We start from the raw sequence: 16,853 nt of genomic DNA on the forward strand, positions 1-16,853 counted from the left end.
ATAATATTAATAATCATCCGTGATATTAATTCCGCAACCGGAAAATGTATTTTTCCGCGGTGAAATAAGAATAGCAATTTAATGATTTTAATAGCAAGTGATTATTCTGTTAATAAAGTTGTGTTTTATTATTGTTTAATTAATTTTCGGGTGAGTGTTTTTTTTCTTTATATTAAACATACCAATAAAAAGAAAGGCACCGCAGTGCCTTTATGCTTTTACTTAATGCGCACCGCCGCCGCCGCCACCGGCAGTAAACGGTGGTTTGGCAAACCAGACCAGCAGCATCAGCACCAGGAAGACACCGGCAGAGAGCCAGAAAATTTCGTTCGCAGAGATAATCAGCCCCTGGTCGGTGATTACTTTGGCGATATAGGCCGATGATTGCTGCTGCGACATCCCCATTTCGCCCAGCGTATGGTACATCTGCTGCGTATCCGGGCTGAACGGGTTGATATGCTCAGCAAAATTGGCGTGATGCATGGACTCCCGCTGTGTCCACATCGTGGTGGTGATCGATGTCCCGATAGCCCCGGCCAGTGTCCGCGTAAAGTTTGACAGGCTGGATGCCGATGCCATTTTCTCCGGCGGCAGGCCGGAAAGCGTAATGGTGGTCAGCGGCATAAAGAAACAGGCGATCGCCAGCCCCTGTACAAACTGCGGCCAGGCTGCGGCGGCAAAGTCCATTCCCGGCTCAAATGTATAGGCCCGCCAGTAGAAACAGACGGTATACATAATGAAGCTGAATGTCACAATGATCCGGTAATCCACTTTATGGGCATATTTACCGATAAGCGGCGTGATCAGCAGCGGCAGAATACCGACCGGCGCGGAAGCCAGCCCCGCCCAGGTGGCTGTGTAGCCGAAAACCCCCTGTAACAGCTGCGGCAGCAGAACAATGGTGCCGAAATAGAGCATATAAGCCAGGCTGAGGCTGAGACAGCCTATTGTGAAGTTCCTGCTCTTAAACAGAGATAAGTCCACCACGGGGTGGTCGTCCGTCAGCTCCCAGACGATCAGGAAGGCGAGGGCAATCACGGCTATCACGGTCAGGACAATAATCTCTGTCGAGTTAAACCAGTCCAGCTCCTTGCCCTGGTCGAGCATAATCTGCAGACAACCAACCCCCACCACCAGCAGGATCAGCCCGACAGTATCGATCGGACGGATTTCCGTTTTGGTTTCGCGGCCTTCCAGGGTTTTTGCGGTCAGCATCATGATCACAATCCCGAACGGCACGTTGATGAAGAAAATCCAGCCCCAGTGATAGTTGTCACTGATATAACCGCCGAGGATCGGCCCGCAGATCGGGGCGATAACAATGGTGACTGACCAGAGCGCCAGCGCCATGGTACGTTTCGCCGGCGGATAGTTATTGAGCAGCAGACTCTGCGACAGCGGGATCAGCGGCCCGGCCACCAGCCCCTGGATCACGCGGAAGAAAATCAGCATGCCGAGGCTGTTGGAAATACCGCATAACCAGGAGGAGATGGCAAACAGCGCTGTTGACCACATAAACAGACGCACTTCGCCGATCCGCTTGGCCAGCCAGCCGGTGATCGGAATGGAGATAGCATTCGCCACCCCGAATGAGGTAATCACCCAGGTTCCCTGAGAGTTAGAGGAACCCAGGTTACCGGCGATCGTCGGGATCGCCACGTTGGCGATAGTAGAGTCGAGTACCTGCATGAAGGTCGCCAGCGACAGGGCGATCGTCATCCAGGCCAGTCTTGCTCCGGTCAGTGGCGCCTGCATAACCCTGACCCCTTACTGACCGGCATTGCGGCTGATAATCTCAGCGATCATCTGATCCGCCGGTTGCATATCAATGCTCAGGGCACTGGTATGATAGGCCGGATCGGTGCGCACGCTTTTCGACAGCACCGGGCCGTCAGTATTCTGTGTGTCCACCGTAACATCGCCGGAAAGACCGATACGCAGCGGGTATTGTTCCAGTTGTGCCGGATCCAGCGCGATACGCACCGGCAGGCGCTGTACGACCTTAATCCAGTTACCGCTGGCATTTTGCGCAGGCAGCAGGGAGAAGGCGCTGCCGGTGCCCATGTCCAGCCCGGTAACGGTACCGGTGAAGACCACTTTGTCGCCGTAGAAATCAGTAACCACTTTGGCCGGCTGCCCGATACGCATGGCACTGAGCTGGGTTTCTTTAAAGTTGGCGTCAATCCACATACCAGTGGCCGGAACCACGGCCATCAGCGGGGTGGCAGGGGTGATTTGTGCACCGACCTGCACACTGCGCCGGGAGACATAACCGTCCACCGGACTGCGGATGTCGGTCCGCTCCAGTGCCAGCCAGGCGTTGCGCACTTCGGTGGCCGCCTGTTTCACCGCCGGCTGTTCGCTCAGCGGGGTATCGAGGATTACGGCTTTGTTGGCATTAAACTGCTCGGTGGCAACATCCAGCTGCGCTTTGGCGCTCACCACGGCTTCGCGGGCGTGCTGAAGTTCTTCTTTGCCGATCACATTCTGTGCGCCCAGTACTTCGCGGCGGCGCAGATCATTCTGCAGGCGGGTCAGTTCTGAACGGCGGACTTCAATACCGGCCAGTAACTGACGGCTGTTGATCATCTGCTGATGTGTCTGGCGGACACTGTTTGCCAGCGCAACCTGTGCTTTTTCCAGCGCCAGTCCGGCATCGCGCTTATCGAGCTGCACCAGCAGCGTTCCGGCGGTCACATAATCGGTATTATCCACACTGACAGTCGTCACACTGCCGGATACCTGTGACATCACAATCACCTGGTTACCGGTGACATAGGCGTTATCGGTCGATTCATGGTGGCGGAGCACCATAAACCAGTAAACGGTGTAAGCCGCACCCAGTAATACAAACAGTAACGTCAGCAACATCAGCGCATTACGGCGTTGTCGTTTTTTGTTACGGACAGGGGGCTGGGCAGCCTGAGTTTCCTCACTGACACTCATCAGTTATCTCCGGATATTGTTCTTTTTTTAAGGTGTCGCATGACATAACCACAACAAAGACAGGCTTGCTATTGTCGTCACTGTGATAAACGACAACCGCAAGCCCGGATGGTCAGCACATCAATTGATGGCAGAAATGTCAGCCTGTGAAGGATAAAGGATCCGGGCCAACAGAAAAGGTTTTTTTACACCTGCTTATTGAGAAAAGCTCTTATTCATTAACCTTAAACAATAAAAGGTTATTTAGTTGTCGTTCTTATCGAGCTGAATAAGCAGTTTGCGCATCAGCTTTTCCAGGCTTTTCTGTTCATCTTCGGCCAGTGCTGACCAGATATGACGTAATGCATCATGCTGAGGCGGCAGCAGACTGTGCAGAAAATCTGAGCCTTTTTCTGTCAGGTGCAGATGCAGACAGCGGCGGTCATTGTGGCTCTCTTTGCGCTCAATCCAGCCGTTTTTCTCGAGTTCATCCGCGATGCGGGTCGCATTGGTACGGGAAGAGCCGAGCGCGGCACTGAGTTCCGAAGGCTGAATACTGTGAGATTCTTTAGTATCCAGAATCATCAGCGCCATGAACAATGTTTCGTTGATGCCCTGAGATTTCAGCATATTGTTGCGTTTTTCTAATAATTTACTCTGAACGTGCATTGAAAGCCGGGTCAGTAAAATTTCCTGATACGGCAGATCCGCACCCAGACTCTTCTGTTGTGAGATCCGGCTGTTAAGCAACTCTTCTGTCGGTGTAAATGAACTTTCCATTATTGAGATACCTTATAGTTTCTGTTGGTATGTTAACCCGGCTATGACCCGGTGAAATGACCGGCCAAAAGATTAATTTAACAATTATAGCAGGTTAATATCACTACATTTCTTCTGATAATGCCACCTGATTCATAAATTTTATGAATGTTAGTCACAAATATCACTTATTATTTAGCAAATCACTTACATTTTCATTACCGGGTGGCTGACTCTGATTATGCGTAATTTTCGCTTCATAAATTACGTCAATTTTTATTAGTGAACCATGATAATGAAGAATATCAAATGACCTTCATTGCCGTTATGGCAGTGATTATCGCTGTGGTATCTATTTTACGTGGTCAAAAATTATTTTCTTTGATTAACAGTGTTATTTGTAACTTTTAATGAAGGAATAATCTACAGGCGGTAGATTATTATGCGATGTTTGTTTGATTTTTGAGTGGAAAAAGCACCACAAGGCGCTTTTTCCGGAGGAATCAGGTGTGAGATGGCTGTTGACGGGTAGGTGGTTCATCAGACTGCGGTACATCATACTTCTTTCCGGCAAGCCAGATCACCAGTCCCAGGGCGCTGACTGCCGCACCGCTGTAACAGACGCCATCCCAGCCATAGTGGCTGTAGGCATAGCCGGACAGCAGTGAGCCGAATGCGCCGCCGCAGAAATAGCAGGTCATATAACCGGCAGTCAGACGGCTGCGTGCCTCCGGCATCATCCGGTAGAGGGTACTCTGATTGGTGACATGCACTGCCTGCACAGCCAGATCCAGAACCACCACCCCGGCGATAAAGGCGGCAACAGAATAGCCGCTCAGCGCCAGCGGGATCCACGAGAGCAGCAGGAGCAGCAGACCGGCGCTGGTGGTTAGACGGCCTTTGCCTTTATCGGCAAAACGCCCGGCCGGACCCGCCATCAGGGCTCCGGCGGCACCGGCGAGGCCGAACAGCCCGATAGTACTCTCGGAATAATTAAACGGATCCGATGCCAGCAGGAAGGCCATTGAGGTCCAGAGCAGGCCGAACGCGGCAAACACAATGGCACCGAGTGCCGCCCGGACACGCAGAACCGGGGTGCGGACAAACAGCACCACAATGGAGGCCAGCAACTGACTGTATTTCAGTTCAGACACCTGTTTATATTGCGGCAGGCGCAGATACAGGATCAGTGCCAGCAGAACCAGCAGCCCGGACGCTGCCCAGTAGACTGTCCGCCAGCCGCCGAATTCTGCCAGCACACCGGCGACGGTCCGCGCCAGCAGGATACCGAGCAGCAGGCCGCTCATAATGATCCCGACCGCCTTGCCGCGGTGCTGCGGTTTGGCGATAGTCGCCGCCAGCGGGATAAGGATCTGTGCTACTACGGAAAACATCCCGGCCAGTGCGGTGCCCAGCAGTAACTGCCAGAGGGTTTGCGACAGAGCGGAAATCACCAGCCCGATAGCCGACAGCAGTGTCATGGTGACAATCAGGTTGCGGCGCTCGAATTTATCCCCGAGCGGCACCAGAAACATCAGACCGGCAGCATAACTGAGCTGTGCGGTAGTGACGATAAATCCGGCCATACCGGCGGTGACGCCGAATTGTGCGGCAATCGTCTCCAGTAAAGGCTGTGCATAATAATTACTTGCGACTAACAACCCGGTTGCCATTGCCATCAGGCAGATAAGCTGAGGTGTCAAAACCGCATCAATGGTTTTCTTTTTCATGATTATTATAAGATTGATTGAGTATGAAATGATTACGGGTACTACGGAGCGCTACTATATAGAAAGCAGACCGGAAAGGGTATCGATTTTGTGATATTGATCACGTTTCATTGAGGGTAAAAAAGCGGCCATATGACTATGGCCGCCGGGAGGATTTTTCAGATCAGGTTATTTATCAGCGGCTTTTCGTGCCTGTTCAATCCAGCCGTCGAACTTAGCCTGATTGGCTTTAATCCAGGCGTTGGCGTGGCGTTCAATATCCGCCTGTGAGTTTTCGCCGTTATGCATGCGCAGGTTCTGGGCGTTGATGGCCGAGACCGGCAGTTTCATGACAGCAAACAGCTCAGCGGCAGCCGGGTTCTGTTCAGCCCAGGCTTTGTTGGCTGCGATATGCATGGTGCTCGGCGGGAAGCCGTAGTTTTTACCGTTCGGCAGTTTGGTGTCAATTTTCTCGCCGTCCGGCATGGAGGAGAACGGTACTTCCAGCCAGACCACATCACGTCCCGGTTTCAGCACATCACTGATCCAGTACGGTGTCCAGGTATAGTAAAGCACCGGTTTGCCTTCTTTGTAACGGGTGATGGTGTCTGCCATCATCGCGGCATAGTTCCCCTGGTTGTGCTCAACTGTGTCTGTCAGCTTATAGGCGTTCAGATGGTTGTTGATAGCGGCCTCACAGCCCCAGCCGGGGTTACAGCCGGTCAGATCCGCTTTACCGTTGCCGTTGCTGTCAAACAGTTTGGCGATTTCCGGGTCTTTCAGCTGTTCAATATTGGTGATGTGGTATTTCTCAGCGGTTTTCTTATCAATCAGATACCCCTGAGCGGCGTTCACGACATAATCCCCTTTGCGGTAGAATTTGCCGTCACCTCCGGCAGCCTTGTACTGGGAGTTGTGCAGCGGCACCCAGCTTACTGCCATAAAGGTGGCATCACCGTTGGCGATTGATGCATAGGCCACGTTGTAATCCACTTCCTGAATCGGCTGCACGTCATAGCCGAGTTCTTCCAGTGCTTTGTTGACGATAAGGGTCTGAAAGGTTTCTTCAGTAATGGTGCTTTGTACAGGCAGCACTTTGACCCCTTTGCCCGGCTGTGCGGTGTCCGCGAAAGCCTGAGTACCAATGAGTGCCGATAAGGCGATTGCTGCGATTGCTGTCTTACGCATCGTTTTCCCTCTTGTTGTGCCTGCCGCCGCGATAACAGCGGCAGGGTGATAATGAGCGGGAGCGGATGCTCCCTGCCGTGTGTTACGGCGCGCGGCGGAACGGACGGCTGATAAGCCCGGCAGGGCCGGTGTGATACCAGCGGCGGCCGGCTTTGCTGCGGGAATCTTTCCCGAGTGATTGTGTCAGGCGGTCAAGAATAATGGCGAGAATGACGATCCCCGCACCGCCGACAGACGCCAGCCCCATGTCCAGACGACCGATACCGCGCAGTACCATCTGCCCCAGACCGCCGACGGCGATCATGGAAGCGATCACCACCATGGACAGTGCCAGCATCAGCGTCTGGTTGATCCCGGCCATGATGGTCGGCATTGCCAGCGGCAGCTGTACTTTAAACAGCATCTGACGCGGATTGGCACCAAAGGATTCTGCGGCTTCGACCAGGTCGGCGGGCACCTGACGGATCCCGAGGATAGTCAGGCGGATCACCGGCGGCAGGGCGAAGATAATGGTCACCACCACGCCCGGCACGTTACCGATACCGAACAGCATAACAATCGGCACCAGATAGACGAAGGCCGGTGTTGTCTGCATGGCATCAAGCAGCGGACGGATAAATTTCGCGGCGCGTTCATGCCGCGCCAGGGCAATACCGGTTGGTAACCCGATGATAATACAGAACATCAGGGCGGTCAGAACCAGTGACAGAGTCACCATTGCTTCATTCCATGCCCCGATGGCACCGATAAAGGTCAGTGATACCACGGTGGCAAGCCCCAGTCCTTTGCCGCTCATCTGCCAGGCGAGCAGGGCAAAGATAAGAATGGCGATCGGCGCCGGAATGGCGGTCAGTCCCTGTTCAAAGGTCGTGAGCACAAAATCAATTGGTACACGGATGCCCTGAAAGACCGGACGGAAGTGCAGCACAATCCAGTTGATGGCATCGGTCACCCAGCTGTCAAACGGGATCAGCGAGTGGTCAAACGGGTTTGCCCAGTCAAAAGCAGGGCCGGTATCTGCCGGTGCGGCATCCAGCCAGTCACTGCCGCTGTCGGCTGCGCCGCCCCACGGGTCGGCATCCGCACCGCCGGTATCGGCGGTACTTCCCCACAGGTCACTGCTGTCTGCGGCGTCCGGGGCTGTTTGTGCTGATGAAGGATCCGGCTCTGATGCCGCCGCCCACGGATCCAGTTCTGTATCCTGTTGATTATTCCGGCTCATTCGGCGTCTCCTTATCTAAAGCCTGCAGCAGCATCCCTTTTGAGATAACCCCTGCATAGCGGTTGTTGTTGCCGACCACCGGAACAGCACACGGTGACTGCGCGACAACGGTCAGCAGCTCATTGAGCGGCGTGTCGGCGCTGACCGCCTGCGGCTCGCTCAGAATGGCGTCTGTGATAGGTTTTTTCGCTTTCAGTGCCGCCTCCAGTGAGGCAACAGAAACAATACCGGCAAATTTTTGCCCGCGCTCAATCAGATAGCCGTATTCGCGGTCATCATCATTGAGAACTTTCAGTGCCGAACGCGGGCCGAAGCCCGGCGCCACGTGCAGCAGCGCATCCGCACGGCGGCGGGCAATATCTTTGGCGCTGAACACATGACTGATATCCACACCACGGAAGAAGGTACGGACATAATCATTAGCCGGATTATTGAGGATCTCATCCGGGGTACCGACCTGCACCACCACGCCGCCCTGCATAATGGCGATACGGTCGCCGATACGCATGGCTTCGTCGAGGTCATGGGAAATAAAGACGATGGTGCGCTGTTTATCGCCCTGGAGACTCAGCAGCTCATCCTGCATCTCGGTGCGGATCAGCGGGTCAAGGGCGGAGAACGCCTCATCCATCAGCAGGATATCCGGGTCATTTGCCAGCGCGCGGGCAAGCCCGATCCGCTGACGCATCCCGCCGGACAGCTCATCCGGATAGGAATTTGCCCACTGCTCCAGGTTGACCTGTTTCAGTGCATCCAGTGCGCGTTCATGACGTTCCGCTTTGCTCATCCCGGCCAGTTCCAGGCCGAATGCGGTATTGTCGATCACTGACATATGCGGCATCAGAGCAAAGGACTGAAACACCATGCTGATTTTTTTGCGCCGTACCTCACGCAGTGCCTGATCGGAAATCACAGCGATATCTTCGCCGTCGATCAGTACCTGGCCGCGGGTCGGTTCTATCAGGCGATTGAGAAGACGAACTAAGGTGGATTTCCCTGAACCGCTCAGTCCCATGATGACGAATATTTCGCCTTCTTCAATGGCCAGATTGGCGTCCTGTACGCCGACGGTAGCACCGGTCTTTTCAAAGATATGTTCTTTGTCCAGGCCCTGTTCTAATAATTCAAATGCCTGTTTCGGGTGCTCACCGAATATTTTATAGAGATTTTTAACTTCGAGTTTTATTGCCATGCAGTATATCCATTCAGAATAACGTGGATGTGAAATGGGTAAATGTGGATCCTCTCCCTGAAAAAAAACGTTATTTACCCTAGCATACGAGATAATGCTGACAACCCCTTGTTTATGAGAATTAATCAAAAAGAACGGATATATTTTTGGTGTAAAATCACCGGCATCAGGTAAATATCTTATTTCATTAATATGTGAATAACTTGCGGAAAAGGAGAAAGAGAGATCAGCGGAAAGTTAACCAGGCGCTTGTTTTAACCGCTTTTTATCCGGAATGACTGAAAAGGGAATATGATGATATTCTGCCGGATAATCCCGGCGTCAGGAAGTTGTGAGATTCATCGCGAAAACAGAGAAAAAAAATCACTCAACATTAAATATATTTATTAATAATGGTGTGTAATTAATGGCGCAATAACGGATATTTAGGTTAAGTCCGAAAACAACTCGATAAAAACATCCCGATATCCGGAAAATACCCCCGTAAAAATTGATTATTCAGGTTGTTTTATGAGCGAAAAATGCACTGATATAAATATACTGTAATATCAGTGCATTAATAAAACCGGTATTTATAGTGAAATACTTAAACGGAAATGATTGATTTAAAAATCCCAGTCTTCATCTTCGGTATTCACTGCTTTACCTATCACATAAGAAGAGCCGGATCCGGAAAAGAAATCGTGATTCTCGTTGGCATCCGGTGACAGCGCCGATAATATTGCCGGGCTGACATCCGTCACACTCTCCGGAAACAGTGCTTCATAGCCTAAGTTCATCAGTGCCTTATTGGCGTTGTAATGCAGAAATTTAATCACATCCTCAGACCATCCGGCACCGTCATATAATTTCCGTGTATAACTGACTTCATTTTCGTATAAATCAAATAACAGACTGAAGGTAAATTCCTTTATTTCTTTGCGGGTTTGTTCGTCATAATTCTGTAATGAACGCTGGAATTTATAGCCGATATAATAGCCGTGTACTGCTTCATCCCGGATAATCAGACGGATAAGGTCGGCGGTATTCGTCAGCTTGGCGCGGCTTGACCAGTACATCGGTAAATAAAATCCGGAATAGAATAAGAAGGATTCCAGAAACACACTGGCGACTTTCTTTTTCAGCGGGTGCGGGTCACGGTAATAGCCGAGGATAATCGCCGCTTTATTTTGCAGCGTCGGTTCCTCTTCACTCCAGCGGTAGGCGTCATCAATTTCCTGTGTGGAGCAGAGCGTGGAGAAAACCGAGCTGTAAGAGCGGGCATGCACCGCCTCCATAAAGCTGATATTGGAGAGCACCGCTTCCTCGTGCGGGGTCAGGGCATCGGGGATAAGCGCCGGTGCGCCGACGGTGTTCTGAATCGTATCCAGCAGAGTCAGCCCGGTGAACACACGGATTGTCAGCTGTTTCTCTGCCGGGGTCAGTGTCTGCCAGGACGGAATGTCATTGGAGAGCGGCACTTTTTCCGGCAGCCAGAAGTTGCTGGTCAGGCGGTTCCAGACCTCAAGGTCTTTGTCGTCCTCAATCCGGTTCCAGTTAATCGCGGAAATGCGGCTTAATGTGGTCATGATAATATCCTGAAATAAACGTTTTATACGGCGCAGGAAACACAGCCCGCCACTTCGGTGCCTTCCAGCGCGGACTGGCGCAGACGCACGTAATAGAGGGTTTTTATCCCTTTGCGCCAGGCATAAATCTGTGCGCGGTTGATATCGCGGGTGGACGCCTCATCACTGAAAAAGAGGGTGAGGGATAAGCCCTGATCAACATGCTGCGTGGCGGCGGCGTAAGTATCGATAATCTTTTCCGGCCCGATTTCATAGGCATCCCGGTAATACTCAAGATTATCGTTGGTCATAAAGGCGGCCGGGTAATAGACACGGCCGAGCTTGCCTTCTTTGCGGATCTCAATACGGGCCACAATCGGGTGAATGGAGGAGGTCGCATGATTGATATAGGAAATCGATCCGGTCGGCGCGACCGCCTGTAGATTCTGGTTGTACAGCCCGTGCGCCATCACACTCTCTTTCAGCTGCTGCCAGTCCGCCTGCGACGGAACGGCAATTCCGGCATCGGTAAACAGGGCGCGGACCTTTTCTGTCGCCGGTTCCCATTTCTGTGTGATGTATTTACTGAAATACGCCCCGCTGGCATAAGCGGACTGCTCAAAATTGCGGAAGGTCTGCTGTCGCTCAATCGCCAGCTGGTTGGAGGCTTTCAGGGCATAATAGGCGATGGTTAAGAAATAGATATTGGTGAAATCAATACCTTCTTCTGAACCATAATGGATATGCTCCCGCGCCAGATAACCGTGCAGGTTCATCTGCCCGAGCCCGATAGCATGAGAACCCTTGTTACCGTGATCGATGGACGGCACACTGCGGATCTGACTCATATCTGACACCGAGGTCAGCCCGCGCACAGCTATCTCAACAGAGCGGGCGAAATCGGGGGAATCCATCATTTTCGCGATATTCAGCGAGCCGAGGTTACAGCTGATATCGCGCCCGGTGTGGCGGTAACTGAGGTCATCGTTGTACTCGCTGGCGCTGTTGACCTGCAGGATCTCCGAGCAGAGGTTGCTCATATTAATGTAACCGGCGACCGGGTTTGCCCGGTTCACATTGTCCTCAAACATAATGTAGGGATAACCGGATTCAAACTGGATCTCCGCCAGGATGCGGAAAAACTCACGGGCATTGATTTTGCGTTTGCGGATGGCCTTGTTGTTCACCATGTCCGTATAGTGCTCTGAGATGCTCAGTTCTGACATCGGTTTGCCGTAAATCCGCGCCACATCGTACGGGGAGAAGAGGTACATCGGCTCGTTATTTTTGGCCAGCTCAAAAGTGATATCCGGGATCACCACACCGAGAGACAAGGTTTTGATACGGATTTTTTCATCCGCATTTTCCCGTTTGGTATCGAGAAACGTGAGGATATCCGGATGGTGCGCATGCAGATATACCGCCCCGGCGCCCTGGCGTGCCCCCAGCTGATTGGCGTAGGAAAAGGCATCTTCCAGCATCTTCATCACCGGTACCACGCCGCTGGACTGGTTTTCAATCAGTTTGATCGGCGCACCGGATTCACGCAGGTTGGTCAGCAGGAATGCCACACCGCCGCCGCGTTTGGAGAGTTGCAGTGCAGAGTTCACACTGCGCCCGATGGATTCCATATTGTCCTCAATACGCAGCAGGAAACAGGAGACAAACTCACCGCGCTGTTTTTTGCCGCAGTTGAGGAAGGTCGGGGTGGCGGGCTGGAAACGTCCGCTGATGATTTCTTCCAGCAGATGCTCTGCCAGTGTGGTATCTCCCCGCGCCAGTGTCAGTGCCACCATACAGACGCGATCTTCAAACCGCTCCAGATAGCGCTGGCCGTCAAAGGTTTTCAGGGTATAACCGGTGTAATATTTCAGGGCACCGAGGAAGGTCGCAAAGCGGAACTTTTTGCTGTACGCCAGCCGGAACAGATTTTTAATAAATTCAAAATCATATTGTGCGATAACGTCAGCTTCGTAATAGTTTTCATTAATCAGAAAATCGAGCTTTTCCCGCAGATTGTGGAAAAACACGGTGTTCTGATTCACATGCTGGCGGAAGTAGTGGTGCGCTGCCGTCACATCTTTATCAAACTGGATCCGGCCCTCTGCATCATACAGGTTGAGCATGGCATTCAGGGCGTGGTAATCCGTGTATTCAGTGGTCATCGTGTTATCCCGGAATCAGGTAAGCAGCACTCAGCAGGCGGTCTCAGCGGCCTGCTGCTGCCAGAATTGGTGTAAGCCGCGGCGGACGTTACCGACATCCGCCTGTGTGCCGAGCAGTTCAAAACGGTATAAAAACGGCACCTGACATTTGGCGGCGATAATGTCACCGGCAATGGCATAAGCGCGGCCAAAGTTGGTATTTCCGGCGGCGATCACACCGCGCAGCAGAGCCCGGTTCTCAGGCCGGTTAAGAAAGCGGATCACCGGACGCGGCACCGCGCCGCTGTGATGGCCGCCGCCGTAGGTCGGCACCAGCAGGACAAAGGGTTGTGTGGCGGTAAGGTCACCATCTTCCGGCAACCGGGTGGCCGGAATCCCCAGTTTTTCCGTGAAACGGTGACAGGTTTCTGAACGGGTGGAGAAATAAATCAGTGCCTGTGTGGTCATGGTGCCTCCTGTGTGTGCGGTTCAGAGGGCGGCAAGTTTGTCGGGACGGAACCCGGCCCAGTGATCCTGACCGGCGATCACCACCGGCACCTGCTGATATCCCAGTGTGCGGACATGCTGATACGCCTGCTCATCCTGAGTGATATCAATGACACTGAACGGAATATTTTTTCGTGTCAGCATCTGGTAAGTGGCATTGCACTGCACGCAATCGGGTTTGCTGTAGATAGTCACTGTCATGGCGGTTTCCCGTGGTTATCACTGCCCGTTATGAGCAGATATCGTGGGTAGACTGTGTTTTGAATACTATATGTAGATATTAAATATATCAACCACACTATATATAGTGTTTTTGTGTTTTGAATGATTATCACTATTATTAATCGGGATGTGAGTATATGCATGATGAACTGTCTGCACGGTGAATATGAGAAGGGGGAAAATCCGCAGCGACAAATGTCCCCGTCAGGCGTACAATAAAAAAATCTGAACTGTCTTTTGCAGACAGCTGAATTTATTGGCATCTGAACTGAAATCACACATTTATTATGGAATTAGCTCCGTCTTCCCGAACTATCCGCACACTCCTTGCTTCTGATACCCCGCTGATTGATGTCCGCGCGCCGGTTGAATTCAGCCAGGGAGCCATGCCTGCTTCACACAATCTGCCGCTGATGAATGATGAGGAGCGGGCCGCTGTCGGCACCTGTTATAAGCAGCAGGGCGCTGAAAAGGCGCTGGCGCTGGGGCACCAGCTGGTCAGCGGTGAACGCCGTGAGCAGCGGATGACGGCCTGGCTGACAGCCTGTGCGGATTATCCGCAGGGCTATCTCTGCTGCGCCCGGGGTGGCCAGCGTTCGCATATCGTGCAGCAGTGGCTGCGGGATGCGGGAACGGAATATCCGCTGATCACCGGTGGTTACAAAGCACTGCGTCAGGCGGTAATTCAGGTGACTGAAGAGCTGGTGGCTCGTCCGGTGATCCTGATCGGCGGCTGTACCGGCAGCGGTAAAACCACGCTGGTGGGCGAACTGGCGGACGGTATCGACCTGGAAGGACTGGCGCATCACCGCGGATCGTCTTTCGGGCGTACGCTGGAAGCGCAGTTTGCCCAGGCGACATTTGAAAACCATCTCGCTGCCGCCATGATAAAAAAAGAAGACGCCGGAACCCGCTGGGTGCTGGAAGATGAAGGCCGTGCTATCGGCGCCAACGGTCTGCCGGAGCCGCTGCGGGCACAAATGGCACAGGCTTCGCTGGTGGTGGTGGAAGATCCGTTTGAGCGCCGCCTGGAACGGCTGAAAGAAGAATATTTTGACCGCATGACTCATGATTTCACCACCGCATACGGTGAAGAAAAGGGGCGTGAGGCCTACAGTGAGTATCTGCATCACGGGCTGTCAGCTATCCGGCGGCGGCTCGGCACGCAGCGGGCGGCGGAACTGACTGCGCTGCTCGACAGTGCACTCGCCGAACAGTGGCGCAGCGGCAATACCGAAGCTCACTTCTCATGGCTGTGTCCGCTGCTGGAAGAATATTACGACCCGATGTACCGCTATCAGCTGAGCAAAAAAGCTGATCGCATTCTCTTTCGCGGCACCTATGAGGCCGTTGCCGACTGGCTGAAATAATTCGCTCTCTTATCATCCGTCACAAAGCTGTTCACCGGGATATCATTTTCCGGTGAACTGACTTGCATGAATTCATTTGCCTCGTTATTTTCTCTGTTGTGAGATGAATGACGTAAATGATGTTTGTCTCTTTATCATAATTAGGTTTTGCTATAGCAAAATCAGCACAAAGGGCAAACGTATGGCGACGATTTATATAAAGGCTCCGACCGGATTTCCCCGCCGTTATATCATTATCAGCGCGGATGAGCAGGGGATCACTGAACTGGGATTTGATGATACTGCGCCGGAGCAGAACGACAGTGATAATCCGCATATCAGACAGTGTATTCATGAGCTGGATGAATATTTCGCCGGGAAACGGCAGGATTTCAGTGTAAAACTCAATCCGCACGGTACGGAATTCCAGACCAGGGTGTGGGCGCAGTTATCAACCATTCCGTTTGCGATCACCTGGTCTTATAAAGATCTGGCGCTGAAGCTGGGCTCTGCCAATTACTGCCGCGCGGTTGGTATGGCAAACGGGCGTAATCCGGTTTGCCTGATTATTCCGTGTCACCGCGTGATTGCACACGACGGCTCAATGGGCGGTTACAGCAGCGGGTTGGATATCAAGCAGTGGCTGTTGCGCCATGAGGGCGTTATCTGAATAAAAAGGTGGCAAATCTTGCTGACCGTTGAAATAACCAGGACAAATCCTCTGGTATATCAGCGGAATATCTCTCACAATGTCGTTATCCGGCGGGTAGTTTAGTATCGAACCAGATTGCCCGGCAGGATCAATACAGTCTGAGAACGACTGGCCGGGTACTGATGAAGTACTATCACTTGTTAAAGGGTTTTTTTGAATGTCAAAGCGCAAAGGTAACGTGAAGTGGTTTAACGAAGCAAAAGGTTTCGGTTTTATCACTCCGGAAGACGGCAGCAAAGATGTGTTTGTTCACTTCTCTGCAATTCTGAATGACGGTTTCAAAACACTGGCAGAAGGCCAGAAAGTGGAATTTGAAATCGTTGATGGCGCTAAAGGCCCGTCTGCTGCAAACGTTGTCTCGATTTAAGTTGTAACACGCTATACCGTAGCCGTTATTTTAATTCGACATTATCGTGACGAAAACCCGTTACTCACCATGGTAACGGGTTTTTTTATATCAGCGCCGGTTAGCAACCTGGCTGAGCCAGACACTGCCGATCACCACGATAACTCCTGCACACTGTAACAGGCTCAGTTGCTGATCCAGCACAAACCAGCCCAGCAGTACCGCCGTCAGCGGGCTGAGAAAACCGAGCGATGCGACTGAATTTGGCCCGAGGATTGCCAGTCCGCGAAACCAGAACAGATAGGTCAGTGCCGCGCCAATCAGCCCCAGATACAATAATCCGCTGATATTGAGCAGGGTCAGCGGCGGCAGTGCCGGTTCAAGCAGCAAAGAGACCGGCAGCAGCAGCAATCCGCCTGCGGTAAGCTGCCAGGTGGTAAAGGTCAGCGGTGAGACATCCGGCTGCCAGCGGCGGCTCAGCACCGTACCGGCGGCCATGGAGAACGCACCGGCTAACCCGGCGATAATACCGATAGTGTCGAGTTTTGCCTGCGGTGTCAGTAACAGCAGCGCCACCCCGCCTATCCCGCACAGTGCGCCGATCACCGCCAGCGGCTTCAGTACATTACCCAGCACCATCCGGGAGAGCAGCAGCACAATCAGCGGCTGAATAGCGCCGACCGTTGCGGCGACACCGCCCGGCAGACGATAGGCCGAGACAAACAGCAGCCACCAGAACACTGCGAAGTTCAGTGCCCCGAGTACGAAAATCCGTCCCCACCAGATCCCTTTCGGCAACTGGCGGATAAACAGCATCAGCAGCAGACCGGCGGGTAAGGCGCGCAGCATGGCTACAGTCATCGGGTAGCCTGCGGGCAGCATCTCGGTGGTCACCAGATAGGTACTGCCCCAGACGGCGGGAGCCAGCGCTGTCAGACATAAAACGCCACTACGTTTCATAATTTACTCATTAATAATGTGATATGGAACGCATCATAATCCGCATCAGTTGCGGGGGGAATAGCGGCAGC

15 protein-coding genes are annotated in these 16,853 nt (G+C 52.6%); 3 read left to right on the plus strand and 12 right to left on the minus strand.

Annotation, left to right across the window (positions count from 1 at the left end; all coding sequences use genetic code 11):
- Window positions 1-222: 222 nt before the first annotated feature.
- From emrB to nrdH, 11 genes are all read right to left on the minus strand, one after another.
- On the minus strand, window positions 223-1,755 hold the full coding sequence (gene emrB / locus AB7038_RS15375) for a multidrug efflux MFS transporter permease subunit EmrB (protein WP_108655210.1): 1,533 nt from the start codon (window positions 1,753-1,755) through the stop codon (window positions 223-225).
- A 12-nt stretch (window positions 1,756-1,767) separates the two neighbouring features.
- On the minus strand, window positions 1,768-2,946 hold the full coding sequence (emrA, locus tag AB7038_RS15380) for a multidrug efflux MFS transporter periplasmic adaptor subunit EmrA (RefSeq protein WP_368890283.1): 1,179 nt from the start codon (window positions 2,944-2,946) through the stop codon (window positions 1,768-1,770).
- A gap of 243 nt (window positions 2,947-3,189) precedes the next feature.
- The gene (gene mprA, locus AB7038_RS15385; protein ID WP_072871307.1) at window positions 3,190-3,705 is read right to left on the minus strand and encodes a transcriptional repressor MprA; all 516 of its coding nucleotides are present in this window, start codon (window positions 3,703-3,705) and stop codon (window positions 3,190-3,192) included.
- A gap of 482 nt (window positions 3,706-4,187) precedes the next feature.
- Window positions 4,188-5,414 carry an MFS transporter gene (locus tag AB7038_RS15390; RefSeq protein ID WP_368890282.1) on the minus strand — a complete coding sequence of 409 codons (1,227 nt, stop codon included), beginning with the start codon at window positions 5,412-5,414 and terminating at the stop codon, window positions 4,188-4,190.
- Between the two features lie 168 nt (window positions 5,415-5,582).
- A complete protein-coding gene (gene proX, locus AB7038_RS15395; protein ID WP_368890281.1) occupies window positions 5,583-6,581 on the minus strand; it encodes a glycine betaine/L-proline ABC transporter substrate-binding protein ProX in 999 nt (332 codons plus the stop codon).
- An 82-nt stretch (window positions 6,582-6,663) separates the two neighbouring features.
- Window positions 6,664-7,803, minus strand: coding sequence for a glycine betaine/L-proline ABC transporter permease ProW (gene proW / locus AB7038_RS15400; protein ID WP_369453612.1), 1,140 nt, complete (start codon window positions 7,801-7,803; stop codon window positions 6,664-6,666).
- Window positions 7,790-8,995, minus strand: a complete 1,206-nt coding sequence (gene proV / locus AB7038_RS15405; RefSeq protein WP_024474192.1) for a glycine betaine/L-proline ABC transporter ATP-binding protein ProV — start codon at window positions 8,993-8,995, stop codon at window positions 7,790-7,792. The genes proW and proV overlap by 14 nt, the downstream gene beginning before the upstream one ends.
- Window positions 8,996-9,600: 605 nt before the next feature.
- Window positions 9,601-10,563: a class 1b ribonucleoside-diphosphate reductase subunit beta gene (nrdF, locus tag AB7038_RS15410; protein ID WP_004235573.1), complete on the minus strand. Its 963-nt coding sequence runs from the start codon at window positions 10,561-10,563 to the stop codon at window positions 9,601-9,603.
- Between the two features lie 23 nt (window positions 10,564-10,586).
- Window positions 10,587-12,707 (minus strand): class 1b ribonucleoside-diphosphate reductase subunit alpha, encoded by a 2,121-nt coding sequence (gene nrdE, locus AB7038_RS15415; RefSeq protein ID WP_369453613.1) that lies wholly within the window; start codon window positions 12,705-12,707, stop codon window positions 10,587-10,589.
- A 30-nt stretch (window positions 12,708-12,737) separates the two neighbouring features.
- Window positions 12,738-13,154, minus strand: coding sequence for a class Ib ribonucleoside-diphosphate reductase assembly flavoprotein NrdI (nrdI, locus tag AB7038_RS15420; RefSeq protein WP_072871296.1), 417 nt, complete (start codon window positions 13,152-13,154; stop codon window positions 12,738-12,740).
- Between the two features lie 21 nt (window positions 13,155-13,175).
- Window positions 13,176-13,394: a glutaredoxin-like protein NrdH gene (nrdH, locus tag AB7038_RS15425; protein WP_024474189.1), complete on the minus strand. Its 219-nt coding sequence runs from the start codon at window positions 13,392-13,394 to the stop codon at window positions 13,176-13,178.
- A gap of 308 nt (window positions 13,395-13,702) precedes the next feature.
- On the opposite strand from nrdH, the gene mnmH reads away from it, so the two are divergent.
- The 3 genes from mnmH to cspE all read left to right on the plus strand — a co-directional run bounded on the left by mnmH (window position 13,703) and on the right by cspE (window position 15,843).
- Window positions 13,703-14,785 carry a tRNA 2-selenouridine(34) synthase MnmH gene (gene mnmH, locus AB7038_RS15430; protein WP_369453614.1) on the plus strand — a complete coding sequence of 361 codons (1,083 nt, stop codon included), beginning with the start codon at window positions 13,703-13,705 and terminating at the stop codon, window positions 14,783-14,785.
- Window positions 14,786-14,966: 181 nt separating this feature from the next.
- A complete protein-coding gene (locus AB7038_RS15435; protein WP_369453615.1) occupies window positions 14,967-15,434 on the plus strand; it encodes a methylated-DNA--[protein]-cysteine S-methyltransferase in 468 nt (155 codons plus the stop codon).
- A gap of 199 nt (window positions 15,435-15,633) precedes the next feature.
- Window positions 15,634-15,843, plus strand: a complete 210-nt coding sequence (gene cspE, locus AB7038_RS15440; protein ID WP_004235583.1) for a transcription antiterminator/RNA stability regulator CspE — start codon at window positions 15,634-15,636, stop codon at window positions 15,841-15,843.
- A gap of 90 nt (window positions 15,844-15,933) precedes the next feature.
- Here cspE and AB7038_RS15445 read toward each other — a convergent pair whose 3' ends face one another.
- The gene (locus AB7038_RS15445) at window positions 15,934-16,782 is read right to left on the minus strand and encodes an EamA family transporter (protein WP_046893665.1); all 849 of its coding nucleotides are present in this window, start codon (window positions 16,780-16,782) and stop codon (window positions 15,934-15,936) included.
- Between the last annotated feature and the right edge of the window lie 71 nt (window positions 16,783-16,853).

The sequence above is a fragment of the Morganella morganii genome (assembly GCF_041099235.1).
GTDB lineage: Bacteria > Pseudomonadota > Gammaproteobacteria > Enterobacterales > Enterobacteriaceae > Morganella > Morganella morganii_E.

Coding starts and splice junctions, on each gene's coding strand:
- emrB (WP_108655210.1), bottom strand. CDS start 1,755: ATGCAGGCGCCACTGACCGGAGCAAGACTGGCCTGGATGACGATCGCC.
- emrA (WP_368890283.1), bottom strand. CDS start 2,946: ATGAGTGTCAGTGAGGAAACTCAGGCTGCCCAGCCCCCTGTCCGTAAC.
- mprA (WP_072871307.1), bottom strand. CDS start 3,705: ATGGAAAGTTCATTTACACCGACAGAAGAGTTGCTTAACAGCCGGATC.
- AB7038_RS15390 (WP_368890282.1), bottom strand. CDS start 5,414: ATGAAAAAGAAAACCATTGATGCGGTTTTGACACCTCAGCTTATCTGC.
- proX (WP_368890281.1), bottom strand. CDS start 6,581: ATGCGTAAGACAGCAATCGCAGCAATCGCCTTATCGGCACTCATTGGT.
- proW (WP_369453612.1), bottom strand. CDS start 7,803: ATGAGCCGGAATAATCAACAGGATACAGAACTGGATCCGTGGGCGGCG.
- proV (WP_024474192.1), bottom strand. CDS start 8,995: ATGGCAATAAAACTCGAAGTTAAAAATCTCTATAAAATATTCGGTGAG.
- nrdF (WP_004235573.1), bottom strand. CDS start 10,563: ATGACCACATTAAGCCGCATTTCCGCGATTAACTGGAACCGGATTGAG.
- nrdE (WP_369453613.1), bottom strand. CDS start 12,707: ATGACCACTGAATACACGGATTACCACGCCCTGAATGCCATGCTCAAC.
- nrdI (WP_072871296.1), bottom strand. CDS start 13,154: ATGACCACACAGGCACTGATTTATTTCTCCACCCGTTCAGAAACCTGT.
- nrdH (WP_024474189.1), bottom strand. CDS start 13,394: ATGACAGTGACTATCTACAGCAAACCCGATTGCGTGCAGTGCAATGCC.
- mnmH (WP_369453614.1), top strand. CDS start 13,703: ATGGAATTAGCTCCGTCTTCCCGAACTATCCGCACACTCCTTGCTTCT.
- AB7038_RS15435 (WP_369453615.1), top strand. CDS start 14,967: ATGGCGACGATTTATATAAAGGCTCCGACCGGATTTCCCCGCCGTTAT.
- cspE (WP_004235583.1), top strand. CDS start 15,634: ATGTCAAAGCGCAAAGGTAACGTGAAGTGGTTTAACGAAGCAAAAGGT.
- AB7038_RS15445 (WP_046893665.1), bottom strand. CDS start 16,782: ATGAAACGTAGTGGCGTTTTATGTCTGACAGCGCTGGCTCCCGCCGTC.